This is a genomic window from Actinacidiphila yanglinensis (assembly GCF_900107965.1).
In the GTDB taxonomy this organism is placed as follows: Bacteria; Actinomycetota; Actinomycetes; order Streptomycetales; family Streptomycetaceae; genus Actinacidiphila; species Actinacidiphila yanglinensis.
Genome location: NZ_FNVU01000018.1, coordinates 32,173 through 47,074 on the forward strand (window position 1 = coordinate 32,173; position 14,902 = coordinate 47,074).

Sequence of the window (14,902 nt, forward strand, 5' to 3'; positions counted from 1 at the left end):
CCGCGCTACGGCCATATCGCCTCCGCGAGGGCCGCGCCGGTGAAGGCTGCGCCGAGACCGGCCACGACGCTGCCGACCACGTTGACGGCGCCCAGGAACCACGCGTCGTCCTCGGTGAGGCGCAACGTCTCGTAGGAGAACGTGGAGTAGGTGGTCAGCGCCCCGCAGAAGCCGGTGCCGAGCAGCAGTTGCACGTGGCCGGAGGCGCCACCCGCGGAGACCGCCCCCGTGACCAGGCCGAGCACGAAGGAGCCGATGACGTTGACGGTGAAGGTGCCCCAGGGGAAGAGGGTGTCGTGCCTCGCCTGCACCGAGCGGTCGGTGAGGTAGCGGGCCGGGGCGCCGACGGCGGCGCCGACGATGACCAGGAGCCAGTTCACCGTTCCTCCTGCGGCCGCTCGGCATCGGGGACGTGACGGGTGACCTCCACCGGGTCGAGAGCGACCACCCCGCCGAGCCGGAGCTCGTCGAGCCGCGGGAGGAACTCCCTGATCCGCTCCTCGGCGTCGATGATGACGACGGCCACGGGCAGGTCCTCGCTGAGCGACAGCAGCCGGGTGGTGTGGATGAGCGAGGAGGACCCGAAGCCCTCGATGCCGCGGAACACGGCGGCACCTGCCAGACCGGCCGTGCGAGCGCGCTGCACGATCTCGTTGAACAGCGGCTTGTGGTGCCAGGTGTCGCTCTCGTTGATGATGATCGTGACCCGCAGGGCGGAGCCGGTGACCTTCACTGCTGCCTCCACTCGACGACGCGCCGGGTCAGCGCGGATCCGATCCACACGGCCGCCAGCGCGACCAGCACGGTGAGCACCATGTACACGAGGCCGGTGCGCGCCTCGCGGTGTTCCACCAGCCGCCGGATGTCGTTGGCGTAGGTGGAGAACGTCGTGAATCCCCCGAGCACCCCGGTGCCGAAGAAGGGCCGCACCAGGCGGTGCGCGGCCCACACGTCGCTGATGATCACCATGAAGACGCCGATGACCCCGCAGCCGACCGCGTTGACGGTCATCGTGGTCCAGGGGAAGGCGTCCGGGGCGTCCGGCCACAGCAGCCCGGCCCCGTAGCGGGCGCAGGCGCCCATCGCGCCGCCGACCGCGACCACGGCCACGACGGGTGACTGCGGGAAGCGCAACTCCCGGCGCTGCGCGGGAACGTGCAGGTCGACGTCAGGGTCGACCGGTTCCTTGCTCCGTATCGGGGGCCAGAATCTCACCACGCGTGTCTCCTACTCGCTGGGCACCGGCATGACTGCCGTGCATCTCGCAAGTAGGGACCGTTGACGGCACGAGCGCCGTGGTTCGGGTACGGCGGGCCCCACCGCCGCGCGGCGTCCGAGGAGCACCGCTGGACATCAGCATACCGGCGCCCGCCGCTCCCGGTACGGCACGACCTGCCGCCGTTCGGGCGAATACGGCGCCCCGTCCACGCGGGGCTAGCCGATGCCGAACGGGAGCGGACGGGCCTGCTCGTCGGCGATGTCCATCAGCCGGTTGTACTTCGCGACCCGCTCACCGCGGGCCGGCGTCCCGGACTTGATCTGGCCCGCGCCGGTGCCGACGGCGAGGTCCGCGATGAAGGCGTCCTCGGTCTCCCCCGAGCGGTGCGAGACCATCTGCGCGTACCCGGCGTTGCGGCAGATCCGCATCGCCTCCAGGGTCTCGGTGACCGTGCCGATCTGGTTGACCTTGATCAGGGCGGAGTTGCCGATCCCCCGGTCGATCGCCTCGGTGATGATCGCCGGGTCGGTGACGAAGATGTCGTCGCCCATCAGCTGGATCCGGTCGCCGAGCCGCGCGGTGAGCCGGACCCAGCCGTCCCGGTCGCCCTCGGCGAGGCCGTCCTCGATGCTCCACACCGGGAACCGCTCGACGATCTGCTGGTACCGGTCGATGAGCTGGTCCGACGAGAGGTGGTCGCCGGCCACGACGTAGTGGTCCTCGTGCCAGAATTCGCTGGCCGCCGGATCCAGGGCGATCGCGATCCCGTCCCGGCCTGCCGTGTACCCGGCGTCGGTGATCGCCTCGACCAGCAGCGTCAGCACCTCTTCGGGGCTGTCGAGGCCCGGGGCGAAGCCGCCTTCGTCACCGAGCCCGGTGGCATGCCCTGCCGCGGCCAGCCGCGCCTGGAGCCGCCCGTAGACCTCGGCGCCCGCCCGGACAGCGTCGGCCAGGGAGGGTGCGCCCAGCGGCGCGAGCATGAACTCCTGGAAGTCGAGGGCGTTCGCGGCATGCGCGCCGCCGTTGACCACGTTGAAGTGCGGCACGGGCAGGCGAGGGGCGGTGCCGGCGACCGCGGACAGGGACTCCCACAGGTCCATGCCCCCGGTGGCCGCCTGCGCGCGGGCCGCCGCGAGGGACACGCCGGTGATCGCGTTGGCACCCAGGCGGGACTTGCCGGGGGTGCCGTCCAGCTCGACGAGCGCGGCGTCGACGTCGGCGGCCGAGCCGAAGTCCCGCCCCAGGAGCGCCTCGGCGATCTCGCCGTTGACATGGCCGACCGCCTTGGTGACGCCCTGCCCGGCGAAGCGCGCGGGATCCGCGTCCCGCACCTCGACCGCCTCGCGGCTGCCGGTCGAATCGCCGGAGGGCACCCCGGCCCTGACCCGCGTGCCGGCCGCGGTGGTCAGCGTGACCGCGAGCGTCGGGCGGGCCCGCGAGTCGAGGATCTCCACCGCGTGCACGTCGGAGAAGCGCAAGGTCATGGCCGTGTCCTCTTCCTTCGTCCTCGTCGTCGTACGAAGTGCCTCATCCGAAGGCGACGCTGCTGGCGGCGGGCACGGGCAGTGATCCGGCGGGCCGCGGGACGCCCGTGGCGGTGTCGACGTCGAACCAGGTCACCTCGCCCGAGCGCTCGTTGGCCGCGTACAGGTGCCGGCCCGTCGGACCGAGCACCAGGTCACGCGGCCAGGAGCCGCCGCACGGCACGGCCGTCACGAGCTCCGCCCGCTCGCCGGAGGCGTCCAGGGCGAGGACGGCCACGGTGTCGGTGCCGCGCATCGCCGCCCACAGGTGCCGGCCGTCGGCTGACACCACCGGCGCCGAGGGCTGCACCGGGCCGTCCGGGCCGTCCGGGAACAGCGGGGTCTCGCCGACCGCGCGCAGCGCCCCGTCGGCGGCGTCCCAACGGCACACGGTCACCGTCGGCCGCAGTTCGCCGAGGACGTACGCGTGGTCGCCCGACGGGTGGAAGGCGAGATGCCGGGGCCCCGTGCCCGGGGGCAGCCGGGTCTCACCGTGCGGACGCAGCGCGCCGGTGCGGTCGTCGAGTGAGCGGATCTGTACCGCGTCGGTGCCGAGATCCACGCTGAGGATCCAGCGGCCGGTCGGATCGGGGACGACCTGATGGGCGTGCGGGGACCGCTGGCGTTCCGGGTGCGGTCCCGAGCCCTCGTGGCGCAGCACGCCGGTGGGAGGCAGCGGCACCCCCTCGGCGGTCAGCGGCAGCACGCTGACGCTGCCCGAGCCGTAGTTGGCGGTCAGCAGACGGCCCTGGGCGAGGCAGAGGTGGGTCGGTTCGTCGCCGCCCACCTGGACGGGGTCGCCGAGCGGGCGGGGCACCGCTTCGCGGGCGTCGTACGCGGCCACCGCTCCCGGCACCGTCTCGGAGACCGCGTAGAGAACGGCCGCTGCTTCACCGGGCCCGACGGCGAGGTACGACGGGTTCGCGACGGACTCCACCACGCCCGTCCCGGTCAGCGCCCCGGTGCGCGCGTCGAGGTCGGCCACGACGATCCCGGGCCCACCCGCCGACGTGAACGACCCGATGAAGGCGCGCCGTGCGGCACTGCCGGACATGAACTCTCCGCCCTCCGCCCTGCGCGCAGCACGACGGAGTCACCACGATGCCGACGGACCGTCGGAGCGCCGCGGATGCCCCGTACAACATGGCCCCGCTTTCACCGGAATGCACCAAGGCCCCCGCGGCCGCCGCGCACCCCCCACCGCTGCGTGCGACGGTGATCACGATGTGCGACGACGCTGCCGGCTGCGGCGCGGCGCGGAGGAGGCGTACGAACCGGTGCCGCGCCGGCACCGGCCCGGCAGAAGGGGAGCGGGGCACCGGCACGGCACGGTTCCGGCGTCAGGGAAGCGAGGCAGCATGTACGACCCCGATCCGCCTTTCCGGCCCGTCCGCAGGCGGGACGGCTGCCTCCCGCTGGAGGATGTCGGACTGATCGGGGACGGCACCACCGCGGCCCTGGTGGGCCTGGACGGCTCCATCCCGTGGATGTGCGTGCCGCGCTTCGACGCGGACCCCCTCTTCTGCGGCCTGCTCGACCGCACGCGCGGCGGCCACTTCACCGTGGCGCCCGAGGGCCTGGCGGAGGGACGGCAGTACTACGAGCCCGACACCGGCGTGCTGATCACCGAGCTGCGCTCCCGCACCGGCCTGGTGCGCCTCACCGACGCGCTCGCCCTGAGGTCCGGAGCCGACCTGACGGAGGACATGCCGGCCGGGCGGGCGGAACTCGTCAGGTCGGCGGTGGTCCTGGAAGGCCACGCACGGCTCACCGCCGACCTGGAGCCGCGCGGCGGGGCGCAGGCGCGCGCCCTGTTCAGCGGGCTGGAGGTACGGCCGCACCGGCTGCCGGATCTCGGCCTCCACCTGCGCTCCAACCGCCCCCTGTCCGGTCTGCGCAGCACCCACGACCTCCGGCAGGGTGACCGCTTCGACCTCGTACTGTCGTGGGGGCGCTTCCACCGGCACCACCGTTTCGACGTCGACGCCATGCTCAAGGGCACCGTCGACGCCTGGCACCGCTGGATGCGGCACTGCGACTACGCGGGCCCCGAGGAGCCCCTGGTCCGGCGGGCCGCGCTCACCCTGAAGATGTGTGACGACTGGGCGAGCGGCTCGCTGGTGGCCGCGCCGACCTCCTCGCTTCCCGCGCCGATCGGCGGCATCCGCAACTGGGACTACCGCTACGCCTGGATCCGCGACGCGGCGTACGCGGTGTTCGCGCTGCGCCGTATCGGGTTCGGCGGCGAGGCGGACTCCTTCCTCGGCTGGGTCCTCGACGCCTTCGAGCAGAGCGAGCAGCCGCGCATCATGTACACCGTCGACGGCGCCGCGGTGCCGGACGAGGTGGAGGACGGCGAACTGGCGGGCTATCGCGGTTCGGCCCCCGTGCGCTGGGGAAACGGCGCGACCGACCAGCGCCAGCACGACGTGTACGGCGAGATCCTCGACTGCGCCGACCAGTGGCTGCTCGCGGGCGGGGAGATCCAGCCCGCGCTGTGGGCGCGGCTGGCCGGGCTCGCCGACGCGGCGGAGCTGGCGTGGCACAGCCCCGACCAGGGGATCTGGGAAGTCCGCAGCGAGGGGCGTGCGTTCACCTTCTCGGCGGGGATGTGCCAGGTCGCCATGGACCGCGCGGTGCGCATCGCCGAGCGGCACGGTCTGCCCGGGCGGATCGACCGGTGGCGGGAGGCGGCCGCGGAAGTGCGCCGCAGAATCCTGGAGGAGTCCTGGGACGAGGGGGCGCGCACCCTCAGCGCGCACCTGTCCGGCGGCGGCGCCCTCGACGCGAGCCTGCTGGCGCTCCCGCTGCGCGAGGTCGTACCGGCCGGCCATCCGCGGATGGTGGCCACGGCGGCGGCCGTCGCGGAGCGGCTGTCGGCCGGCGACGGGCTGCTCTACCGCTACCTGCACGACGAGTCCCCGGACGGTCTGGCAGGCGACGAGGGCGCGTTCGTGCTGTGCAGCTTCTGGCTGGTCGACAACCTGGTCGGGCAGGGCCGCGTCGAGGAGGCCGGGGAGCTGTACGCCTCCCTGTGCGCGCGGGCCAGCGCCGTCGGGCTGCTGTCGGAGCAGATCCACCCCACCACAGGAGAGTTCATGGGCAACTTCCCCCAGGCGTTCAGCCATATCGGGATCATCGCGAGCGGCGTGAACCTCCAGCGGGCGAAGGCGGCGAGCGGGCGATGATCGAACGGCTCGTCGTCCTGGGCGCGACGGGAGACCTCAGCGGCCGCTTCCTCATGCCGGCGCTCGCCGCCCTGCGGGCCGCGGGTCACCTCGGGGACGGGTTCCGGCTGACCGGGGCGAGCCGCCAGGACTGGACCGACGAGGAGTTCCGGGAGTGGATCACCGAGTGGCTCGACCGCCACGACGGTGGCATCCAGGCCGGCGTCCGGCAGGCGGTCGTGCGGTCGGCCCACTACCAGCGTGCTGATGTCACCGACCCGGAGTCCGTACGGGCGGTGGTCGCCGGTGACGAGCCGGTGGCCCTCTATCTGGCGCTGCCGCCCGCGCTCTTCCCTCGGGTGGTCTCCGCGCTGCGCTCGGCGGGGCTGCCGCCGGGGAGCAGGATCGCGCTGGAGAAGCCGTTCGGTGAAGACCTCGACTCCGCACGGGAGTTGAACGCGCTGCTCGCGGAACTGGTGCCGGAGCAGGCGGTGTTCCGGGTGGACCACTTCCTGGCCATGACGACGGTGCAGAACGTGCTGGGCAGCAGGCTCGCCAACCGGGTGCTGGAACCCCTCTGGAACAGCACGCACATCGCCGAGGTGGAGATCGTCTGGGACGAGAGCCTCGCGCTGGAGGGCCGGGCCGGCTACTACGACCACGTGGGCGCGCTCAAGGACATGGTGCAGAACCATCTGCTCCAGGTGTTCTGCCTCGTCGCCATGGAGCCGCCGGTCACCCTGGGCGAACGCGATCTGCGGGACCGCAAGGTCGACGTGCTGCGTTCCGTGCGGCTGCTGACCGAGTACGACGTGGTGCACCGCACCCGCCGCGCCCGCTATGCCGAAGGCCGGATCGGCGGCCACGACGTGCCGTCCTACATCGACGAGGAGGGCGTGGACCCCCGGCGCGGCACCGAGACCTTCGCCGAGGTGGAACTCGAACTCGACAGCTGGCGCTGGGCGGGTACGACGTTCCGGCTGCGCAGCGGCAAGGGGCTCGGTACGGACCGCAAGGAGGTCGCGGTGAAGTTCCGGGCCGTGCCCCACCTCCCGTTCAGGCACAGCGGGGAGGTGGCGCCCAACGTGCTGCGTTTCGGACTGGAGCCTGAGGGCCTGACCCTCGATCTGATGGGCACCGGCTCCCGGTCCGGCCACCTGACCGAGCTGGAACTGTCCGCCGGGATGGAGCCCGCCGAACTGCCCCCGTACGGAAGGCTGTTGCTGGACGTCCTGCGGGGCGACCCGGCCCTGTCCATCCGGGGCGACGAGGCGGAGGAGGCCTGGCGGGTGCTCACACCGGTCCTCACGGCGTGGGAGCGGAATCTCGTGCCGTTGGAGGAGTACCCGGCCGGCTCGGACGGCCCCGCCCCGCGCGACCCCTACGCCCCCGGCCCGCTCCCCAGGGAAGCGCTCCTCCACGAGGAGACGGCCCTGCCCACGGAGCCCGGCGACGGCGGGTCCTGAAAAGGGGACGCGGCGAACGGGCTCTCGGCCCGGTGGTCAGGCGTGCGCATTGCCCAAGGTGTCGAGGCCGGTGCGGAAGGCGTCGGCGTGGCGGCGGCACCAGGACTCGAAGCTGTGCGGGGCATGCCCTGTCACCTGTTCGACGTCGGTGGTCACCAGGCCCTTCGTATCGGCTCGCATCAGCCGGAGGCCCTCGACGAGGGCGGCCGCGAGCGCCGGCGGGGCGCCGTCGGGGTACCGGAAGCGGACGGCCTCCTCGGGGGTGGCCACCTCGCGTACAGGCAGGTTTCGGCCGATGACGGTCTCGAGGACGCGTACCTGCTCCCGCACCGTCAGGGGCTGGTCGCCGGTGAGGGTGTAGGTGCGTCCGACGTGGCGGTCGTCGGTCAGGGCCTCGACCGCCACGGCAGCGATGTCGGCGGGGTCGACGAGCGCGGCACGGCCCGGGCCGACCGGGTCGAGCACGACGCCGTCCGAGCGCAGCGTCGCGAGCCAGTCGAGCGTGTTGCTCATGAACCCGCACGGCCGCAGCACCGTCGCCGGGATCCCGTGGCCGGCGATCAGCTCCTCCCGCTCGAAGTGCCACTTCCCCATCGCGGGCATCGGGTCGATCCCGACCGCGTAGCTCGACAGGTACACCAGCCGTTCCACGCCGGCGGTCCTCGCCGCGGCCAGCAGCGCGTCGACGGCCGCGTGGTCGATGCCCGGGAAGAGCAGGAAGAGCCGGTCGACCCCCTCCAGAGCCGCGGGAAGCTTCGAGGGGTCGGTGAGGTCGGCGACGACGGTCTCCGTGCCCGCGGGCAGGCCGGCCGCGCGCGAAGCCTCGCGGACGAGAACCCGCACCGGCCCCTGACGGCGGGTGAGTAGGGGTACGAGCTCGCGCCCGATGCGGCCGGTCGCGCCGGTGATCAGAAGCATGACCCTATCCTTGTCGTTAACGGGTGAATGAGTTGAACATTAACGGGTTAACGATCGGCTGGCAAGGAGACACGATGTCAGAGGTGCTGGATCTCTACGGGCGGGTGAGCAAGCTCGTCCGGGACCTGACCGACGCGAGCCTGCGGAACCACGGCCTGCGGCTCGGCCAGGACCACCTGCTCGCACAGCTCTGGCGCGAGGACGGCCGCACCCCGGGGGAACTGGCGGCGGCGATGGGCGTCTCCACCCCGGCGGTCACCAAGGGCGCGACCGTCCTGGAGAAGGCGGGATTCCTCGAACGCCGTCGCGATCCCCGCGACCATCGGCTGGTCCGGCTGTGGCTGACCGACGTGGGAACCTCCGTGCGGGCCCCCGTCGAGGCGGCCCGCGCGGAGGTGGAGCGGACCCTGCTGGCGGGCCTGAGCCCGGACGAGGTGGCGGGATTCCGCCGGGCCCTGGAAAAGGTGCAGGGCGCCGCCCTTGACGCGCTGGCGTCACCCGGGAAGCAGGCCGACCGGGGGACGCCCTGATCTCTTCCGCCACGGCGGCGGGGCGCCCTATCCGTGCAGGTGGAGGCGCCGGCAGGCGTGCCAGGAATGGAGGAAGGTCCGGGCGAGGGCCGACTGCGGCGCGAAGAAGCCTCACGCGAAGAAGTCCCACGCGTGGAAGGCGTGAGCGTAGAGGCGCAGGTCGACGGGGACTCCGGCAGCGGTCAGCCGCCACCGCGGCGCTGAAGTAGCAGCGCGCCGACTATCGCCCGTCGGGCTTCGGATGGCCCCGGAACGGTCGACGGCCCGGTCCGGCCCAGCGATCAACTCGCCTGGTACGAAGCGGCGTTGAAGGCCGCGAGCTGCTCGGTGAACGCGCGGGCGCCGCCCTGGGCCGGGTGGCGGACGGGGGTCGCCTCGACGCCGGCGCGGTTCAGGGCACCCTGCGCCTTGCGACCCACCGCGAGGAACGCCGTGACGCCGAACGCCTCCGCCAGCGCGAGTACGGTCGGCGCGCCCGCGGCCACCTCGCTCGCCCTGGGCGGCCGGTTGGTGGACGGGCGGCCGGGCTCGTGCGGGTGGTGGGGGTAGATCCCCCACACGAGCGGGAGGGGTCCGCGCCACGCAGCCAGCGCGCGCCACACGATCGCGGAGGACTGCTCCCACTCGGCGGCAGGATGCTCCGGTACCGCGAAGCCGTCGCCCTGCGGAGCGCCGGTGATGAGCCCGGGCCTGGCGGTCAGCTGCCGCATGCTCATGAACGGCACGCCCGTCACGGTGTGCCCGCGATGGCCCGGCGCCTCGCCCACCATCATCACCCGCGGCCCGCCGGCGGCCATCGACGCCTCGATCAGCTCGTGGTAGCGCCGCAGATTGCGTTCGCGGAACCGCCCGACCGGCTCGGGTCCGTACAGGAACTCCGCGTCGTCCGGCACCGGGATCGCCCGCAGCAGCTCCCAGAACCGTCGGGTGTCCACGCGTCCCACCTGCTCCACCACGCCCTCTCCGCACGGAGAACCGCCGCCCGTCGGCGGCTTCGCGTCGACATGCTAGGTGCCGTACGCGGCGTGACCGGCCGGTGACGCGCCTGCCGGCTCCGCGGACCCCGGGTGTTCAGCCGGCGGCGGCCGCCCGCGCCACCACCCGGAGGTACCGTTCGATCGCCAGATGCTGCAGCACCGCCGCCACCGGGCGGCCGAGCCGCGCGTACCAGGCCGCGGGCCGGGAGAACGCGGTGACCTCGAACCACACCTCGCCGGCCGCGTCCATGCTCACGACGAAGGACTCCTCGCCGCGCTCCGGGTGCCCGGGCAGCGTGCCGTAGGCGAAACCGACCCGGTCCGGCTCCTCGACGGTCCACACCACCCGGCACGGGATCACCAGCCGGGCCGGCCGCACGCGCGGCAGGCCGATCCGCAGCAGCACCGTGGCGCCGGCCTCGACCCGCGCGGGCGGCGGGTGGATCGCGAACCCCGAGCCCAGCTGGGTCCCCCAGCCGAGTACGTAGGCGCCGGCGCGGTCCAGTACCGCTCGACCGTGGCCGAGGTGGACCCGGCGGCGGAGCCAGGCGTAGCCGGACGGCAGCGCGGCGGACCGGGTCGCGCCGACCTCCGGATAGGTGGGCGCGGCGGCGCAGGCGGCGAGGTGGCGGCGGCGCAGGTCGTTCGATCGCATCTCTCTCCATGCGGGGCTGCCGCTCCCCCGGGGTGGTGGGAGCGTGGTTCCCGTGCCCTGCATCTTCTGTCAGCTCATCCGCGAGGGTGATGGGCGGGCCGGTGGCCCGTGAGACCGCGGCGTGCGCGTTCCTCCCGCTCGGTCCTCTCGCTCCGGGGCACACCCTGGTGGTGCCGACGTCCCCTGTCGCCGATGTCTTCACGACGCCCGGGACCGTGCCGGCCGAGACCGTCGCGCTGGTAGGGCGCGTCGCGAGGGCCATGCGCTCCGGGCCGGGCGCGACCGGCGTGAACGTCCTCAACGCCAGTGGCCCGGGGTCGGACCAGTCCATGCACCACCTGCACTTCCATGTCGTTCCGCGGTGGGTGGACGACGGGATCTCCACCTGGCCGACCGGGCGGTCGCAGCACCGGTTCACCGGCGACCCGGCCGGGCGGCCGGCCGAGGCCATGGCGGTCAAGGCCACGGCGGTCGAGCAGGGCCGCACCGGCTGAACCGGAGCCCGTTCACCGCGGGGTGAGGCCGGGGCACGGCGGCGGCCCGGGGCCAATGGACGTCTCAGCGGCGCACGTCGGTCAACCGCTCCGACAGGTCCCACAGGCGGCGGGCGTTCTCGGGGTCGAGGGCGTAGTCGGCGACGCCGCGGCGCACGCCAGGCGTGAACGGGCCCGCTTCCTGGCAGTCCTCGAAGTACGTGCCGGTCACTCCCCCGACCAGGGGTGATGCGGCCAGCAGCACGGAGGTGGCGGCGCCCTGCTCCACGGTCTTCTCCGAGACGCCGCTCTTGCCCGACGGGTCGAAGGAGGCGGGCGGCGCGTCCATGTGGCGGCCGAGGCCCGTGCCCCAGATCCGGCCCGGGTTGAGTGCGTTGACGGTGATGCCGTCGGCGGCCCAGCGCTTGGCGGCCTCCACGGCGAAGAGGATGTTCGCGGTCTTGGACTGGGCGTAGGCCAGCCACGGGTCGTACGGTTCCGCGGTGAAGTCGGGGTCCTCGAAGCGGACGGGCCCGTTGACGTGACCGACCGAGCTGACGACGACCACGCGGGCGTCCCGGGCCCGGGCGAGGGCGTCGTGCAGGCCGACGGTGAGCGCGAAGTGGCCCAGGTGGTTGGTGGCGAACTGCAGCTCGCGGCCCGCGGGGGTGCGCCGCTCCGGGGTGGCCATGATCCCGGCGTTGTCGACCAGGATGTGCAGCGGCCCGGTCCAGCCGGCGACGAACGCGGCGACGGAATCGGGGTCCGAGAGGTCCAGCTGCCCGGCCGTGGTGGAGGTGTTGCCGGTCTCGGTGGCGATCTCCTGGGCGACGGTGGCGGCCGCCTCCAGGGTCCGGCCGGTGACGGTCACCTCGGCACCCGCCGAGGCGAGTGCGCGGGCGGTCTCCCGGCCCAGGCCGCCGGTGGCGCCGGTCACGACGGCGCGGCGGCCGGTGAGGTCGACGCCGGCGATGACCTCGGCCGCCGTGGACTGCGCGCCGAAGGGGGTGGTGACTGGCTGTGTCATGGTGCTGTTCCTTTTCCGTTCGGTCCTGCTGGTCCCGTCGATCCCGCCGATTCCGGGAGGTTCCGGGGATTCCCGCGATTGCCGGCCCCGCGGGTGGGCGCACGGGGCGGGGTCGCCTACGATGGACATAAGCGGATGCGGGTCCGCTTATGTTTCGACTATAAGCGGAGCCGGGTCCGCTTGCAAGGAGGACCGATGCCGCGCTCGCTGCGGGCGGATGCCCAGGCCAACCACGACCGCCTGCTGGAGGTCGCCGCCCGCGCCTTCGCCGAGCACGGCGCCGACGCCTCCCTGAAGGCGATCGCCGCCGAGGCCGGGGTCGGGATCGGCACCCTCTACCGCCGGTTCCCCGCCCGCGAGGATCTCGTCGAGGCCACCTACCGCAACGAGACCGACCGGCTCTGCGCGTCGGCCCCGGAACTGCTCGCGGACCGCGCGCCCCTCGCCGCCCTGCGGGACTGGGCCGAGGCGTTCGTCGACTACATGCTGACCAAGCAGGGCATGGCCGACGCCCTGCCCGCGATCCTCGCCGCCCGCGAGGGCCTGCGCGCCCACTCCCGCGACGCGCTGGGCCAGGCCGTGACCGCGCTGCTGGACGCCGGGACCGCCGCCGGGCAGGTACGCGAGGACGCCGCGCCGAACGACGTCCTCATGGCGCTCGGCGGCATCACCCTCATCAGCGGCCACGAGAACCAGCGCGACCTCGCCTCGCGCCTCATCACCCTCTTCATCGAGGGCATCGCCACCGGCTGAGGGCCCCCGGTCACCGGCCCGCCGTCCCGGTGAATTCCCGCAGTCGCTCCAGAACCTGCTCCGGCTGCTCCTCGGAGAGCCAGTGCCCGGAGTGCTCGATCGGTCGGACGGTGACGTTCTCGGCGACCTCGGCGAGCATCTCCTCGGCAACCGGCAGGAAGAAGCTCGCGGTCCCCCCGATACGCCGCCCTACCGGCCCGACGGCACCGCCGCGCCCGGGCGATGAGGCCATCGCTCGTCACGTCGGCCGCAGGAGCGGCTCCGCCGTGGCGACCTCGTCGGGGCGGGGGAAGAGGGGGGTTCAGCGGGGGCGAGGGAAGGCGGTGCCGTCGAAGAGTTTGCGGGCGGTGCGCACGAGCGCGGCGCCGCGCACCCGGGGCGGCACCGCGGTCGTGTCCAGGTCGACGGCGACCTCGAAGCGGCCCGCGGGGTGCTCGATGGCCATCGGCGTCCCGTCGTCGGGCAGATGGGCCATCTCCCGTCCCACCGCCCCGTCCAGCAGCAGCGCGGTGGCCACGGTGACGGCGCCGAGCACGCCGATCGACGCGTGCGGGCGGACCGGGATGAACGTGCGGGTGCTGATGGTGCCGCCGTCACGTGGGGGCGCGACCAGTGTGGTCTTGGGGATGGACGTCCCGGTGACCTCGCCGAGCCCCATCGCCTTGCCGGCCGCGCGCCGCAGCACCTGGACACGTTCCAACAGCTCGACGTCGGCGGCGAGTTCGGCAGGGCTCTCGTATCCGGTGATCCCGAGGTCGCGGGCGTCGGCGAGGACCACCGGCATGCCGTTGTCGATGCAGGTGACGGTGGTGCCCTCGATGACGTCGGTGGTGCGCCCCGTGGGCAGCAGGGCGCCGCAGGCCGATCCCTCGGTGTCGGCGAAGCCGATCCGCACCGGGGCGGCGCCGCCCGGGACGCCGTCGATGGCAGTGGAGCCCGCGTAGTCGACGCGCCCGCCGGGAGTGGGGAAGGCGACGGTGGCCAGGCTGCCCGAGTTGACCATGTGCACCCGCACCCGGGTGTGCTCGGCGCCGGGCGTCACGAGCCCGCGTTCCACCGCGAAGGGACCGACCGCGGCCAGCAGGTTGCCGCAGTTCTGCCGGTCGGAGACGGCGGCCTCCTCGACCGCGACCTGGAGGAACAGGTAGTCGACGTCCGCGCCGGGCTCGGCGGAGGGCGCGACGACGGCGACCTTGCTCGTCAGGGGGTGGGCGCCGCCCAGGCCGTCGATCTGGCGGGGGTCCGGGGAGCCCATCACCCGCAGCAGCAACGCGTCGCGTTCCGCCGGGTCGCGGGGCAGGTCCCCCGCCAGGAAGAAGGCGCCCTTGGAGGTGCCGCCGCGCATGAGCATGCACCGCAGCTCCGAGTGGGTCGACTCCATGGCATCGCCTTTCTCGTCGGGGCATGGGAGGCGTCAGGGCATGGGAGGCGTCGGGGCCGTGGGCTCGTCAGGGCCGTCGCGTGCGGAGTCGGGGGGACGCCGCTCAGGAGCCGGTGCGTCGGGCGTACTCCTCGGCGCTGATGTACTCGATGCCCAGGTCGGCCAGCCGGTCGCGCAACCCGTAGCGGTCCAGGCCGAGTTCGCCGGCCCGGAAGGCCGCACGGGCGGCCTCCTCCTTCTCGGTGCGGGCCCGGGCCGCCGTCACCGCGCGGGCGGCGTCCTCACGCCCGACGCACAGGACACCGTCGTCGTCGGCGAGGACCACGTCACCGGGCCGGATCACCTGGCCGCCGATGGTGACGGGGACGTTGACCGAGCCGGGCGTGGCCTTGACGGTGCCCTGGGCGCTGACGGCCGCCGACCAGACGGGGAAGCCCATCGCGTGCAGCTCGGCGACGTCGCGCACGCCCGCGGCGGTGACGAGACCGCGGACCCCGCGGCGGGCCAGCGCGGTGCCGAAGAGTTCTCCGAACATGCCGTCCGTCGATGGCGAGTTGGTGGCGACCACGAGGATGTCGCCGGGCCGGCACTGCTCGACCGCCACGTGGATCATGAGGTTGTCGCCGGGCCAGGACAGCACGGTCACCGCGGTCCCCGCGATGCGCGAGCCCAGGTGGACCGGGCGGATCCCCGGTCCGAGGCAGCCGGTGCGGCCCAGGGCCTCGTGCACGGTCGCCACGTCGTGGCCGGCCAGTGCGTCGACGTGCTCGGCCGCCGCACGCGGCGGGTCCGTGACGACCACGTTCCCCACCC

At 73.6% G+C, this 14,902-nt stretch carries 17 protein-coding genes; 5 read left to right on the top strand and 12 right to left on the bottom strand.

Features of this window, described 5'->3' with window-relative positions; genetic code table 11:
- Window positions 1-5: 5 nt before the first annotated feature.
- From crcB (C4U44_RS30675) to C4U44_RS30695, 5 genes are all read right to left on the bottom strand, one after another.
- Entirely contained in the window at window positions 6-380 is a 375-nt protein-coding gene (crcB, locus tag C4U44_RS30675) for a fluoride efflux transporter CrcB (protein ID WP_103889317.1), read from the bottom strand.
- The gene (locus C4U44_RS30680) at window positions 377-733 is read right to left on the bottom strand and encodes a DUF190 domain-containing protein (RefSeq protein WP_103889318.1); all 357 of its coding nucleotides are present in this window, start codon (window positions 731-733) and stop codon (window positions 377-379) included. The genes crcB (C4U44_RS30675) and C4U44_RS30680 overlap by 4 nt, the downstream gene beginning before the upstream one ends.
- A complete protein-coding gene (gene crcB / locus C4U44_RS30685; RefSeq protein WP_407642917.1) occupies window positions 730-1,215 on the bottom strand; it encodes a fluoride efflux transporter CrcB in 486 nt (161 codons plus the stop codon). Before crcB (C4U44_RS30685) ends, C4U44_RS30680 begins: the two co-directional genes overlap by 4 nt.
- A 219-nt stretch (window positions 1,216-1,434) precedes the next feature.
- Window positions 1,435-2,703, bottom strand: a complete 1,269-nt coding sequence (gene eno, locus C4U44_RS30690) for a phosphopyruvate hydratase (RefSeq protein ID WP_103889319.1) — start codon at window positions 2,701-2,703, stop codon at window positions 1,435-1,437.
- Window positions 2,704-2,746: 43 nt separating this feature from the next.
- Window positions 2,747-3,796 (bottom strand): lactonase family protein, encoded by a 1,050-nt coding sequence (locus C4U44_RS30695; protein ID WP_103889320.1) that lies wholly within the window; start codon window positions 3,794-3,796, stop codon window positions 2,747-2,749.
- 304 nt (window positions 3,797-4,100) lie between these two features.
- Between C4U44_RS30695 and C4U44_RS30700 the strand changes: the two genes are divergently transcribed.
- Both C4U44_RS30700 and C4U44_RS30705 read left to right on the top strand, forming a co-directional pair.
- The gene (locus C4U44_RS30700; protein WP_103889321.1) at window positions 4,101-5,930 is read left to right on the top strand and encodes a glycoside hydrolase family 15 protein; all 1,830 of its coding nucleotides are present in this window, start codon (window positions 4,101-4,103) and stop codon (window positions 5,928-5,930) included.
- Window positions 5,927-7,375: a glucose-6-phosphate dehydrogenase gene (locus tag C4U44_RS30705; RefSeq protein ID WP_103889322.1), complete on the top strand. Its 1,449-nt coding sequence runs from the start codon at window positions 5,927-5,929 to the stop codon at window positions 7,373-7,375. The genes C4U44_RS30700 and C4U44_RS30705 overlap by 4 nt, the downstream gene beginning before the upstream one ends.
- Before the next feature lie 36 nt (window positions 7,376-7,411).
- Here the strand turns inward: C4U44_RS30705 and C4U44_RS30710 are convergent, their stop codons facing one another.
- Complete coding sequence (locus C4U44_RS30710) at window positions 7,412-8,293, bottom strand: SDR family oxidoreductase (RefSeq protein WP_103889323.1); 882 nt, start codon at window positions 8,291-8,293, stop codon at window positions 7,412-7,414.
- 74 nt (window positions 8,294-8,367) lie between these two features.
- On the opposite strand from C4U44_RS30710, the gene C4U44_RS30715 reads away from it, so the two are divergent.
- Window positions 8,368-8,823, top strand: a complete 456-nt coding sequence (locus tag C4U44_RS30715; RefSeq protein ID WP_103889324.1) for a MarR family winged helix-turn-helix transcriptional regulator — start codon at window positions 8,368-8,370, stop codon at window positions 8,821-8,823.
- Between the two features lie 281 nt (window positions 8,824-9,104).
- Here the strand turns inward: C4U44_RS30715 and C4U44_RS30720 are convergent, their stop codons facing one another.
- Both C4U44_RS30720 and C4U44_RS30725 read right to left on the bottom strand, forming a co-directional pair.
- A complete protein-coding gene (locus C4U44_RS30720; RefSeq protein WP_103889439.1) occupies window positions 9,105-9,758 on the bottom strand; it encodes a uracil-DNA glycosylase in 654 nt (217 codons plus the stop codon).
- A gap of 136 nt (window positions 9,759-9,894) precedes the next feature.
- A complete protein-coding gene (locus tag C4U44_RS30725; RefSeq protein WP_103889325.1) occupies window positions 9,895-10,455 on the bottom strand; it encodes a DUF1990 family protein in 561 nt (186 codons plus the stop codon).
- A gap of 101 nt (window positions 10,456-10,556) precedes the next feature.
- Between C4U44_RS30725 and C4U44_RS30730 the strand changes: the two genes are divergently transcribed.
- A complete protein-coding gene (locus tag C4U44_RS30730) occupies window positions 10,557-10,949 on the top strand; it encodes an HIT family protein (protein ID WP_235032471.1) in 393 nt (130 codons plus the stop codon).
- 64 nt (window positions 10,950-11,013) lie between these two features.
- Here the strand turns inward: C4U44_RS30730 and C4U44_RS30735 are convergent, their stop codons facing one another.
- Window positions 11,014-11,955 carry an SDR family NAD(P)-dependent oxidoreductase gene (locus C4U44_RS30735; protein ID WP_103889327.1) on the bottom strand — a complete coding sequence of 314 codons (942 nt, stop codon included), beginning with the start codon at window positions 11,953-11,955 and terminating at the stop codon, window positions 11,014-11,016.
- 195 nt (window positions 11,956-12,150) lie between these two features.
- On the opposite strand from C4U44_RS30735, the gene C4U44_RS30740 reads away from it, so the two are divergent.
- Entirely contained in the window at window positions 12,151-12,708 is a 558-nt protein-coding gene (locus tag C4U44_RS30740) for a TetR/AcrR family transcriptional regulator (protein ID WP_103889328.1), read from the top strand.
- Between the two features lie 10 nt (window positions 12,709-12,718).
- On the opposite strand, the gene C4U44_RS30745 is transcribed toward C4U44_RS30740, so the two are convergent.
- From C4U44_RS30745 to C4U44_RS30755, 3 genes are all read right to left on the bottom strand, one after another.
- Window positions 12,719-12,940: an alpha/beta fold hydrolase gene (locus C4U44_RS30745; RefSeq protein ID WP_103889329.1), complete on the bottom strand. Its 222-nt coding sequence runs from the start codon at window positions 12,938-12,940 to the stop codon at window positions 12,719-12,721.
- A gap of 69 nt (window positions 12,941-13,009) precedes the next feature.
- Window positions 13,010-14,089, bottom strand: coding sequence for a 4-oxalomesaconate tautomerase (locus C4U44_RS30750; protein ID WP_200823461.1), 1,080 nt, complete (start codon window positions 14,087-14,089; stop codon window positions 13,010-13,012).
- 103 nt (window positions 14,090-14,192) lie between these two features.
- On the bottom strand, window positions 14,193-14,900 hold the full coding sequence (locus tag C4U44_RS30755) for a 4-carboxy-4-hydroxy-2-oxoadipate aldolase/oxaloacetate decarboxylase (protein ID WP_103889441.1): 708 nt from the start codon (window positions 14,898-14,900) through the stop codon (window positions 14,193-14,195).
- Between the last annotated feature and the right edge of the window lie 2 nt (window positions 14,901-14,902).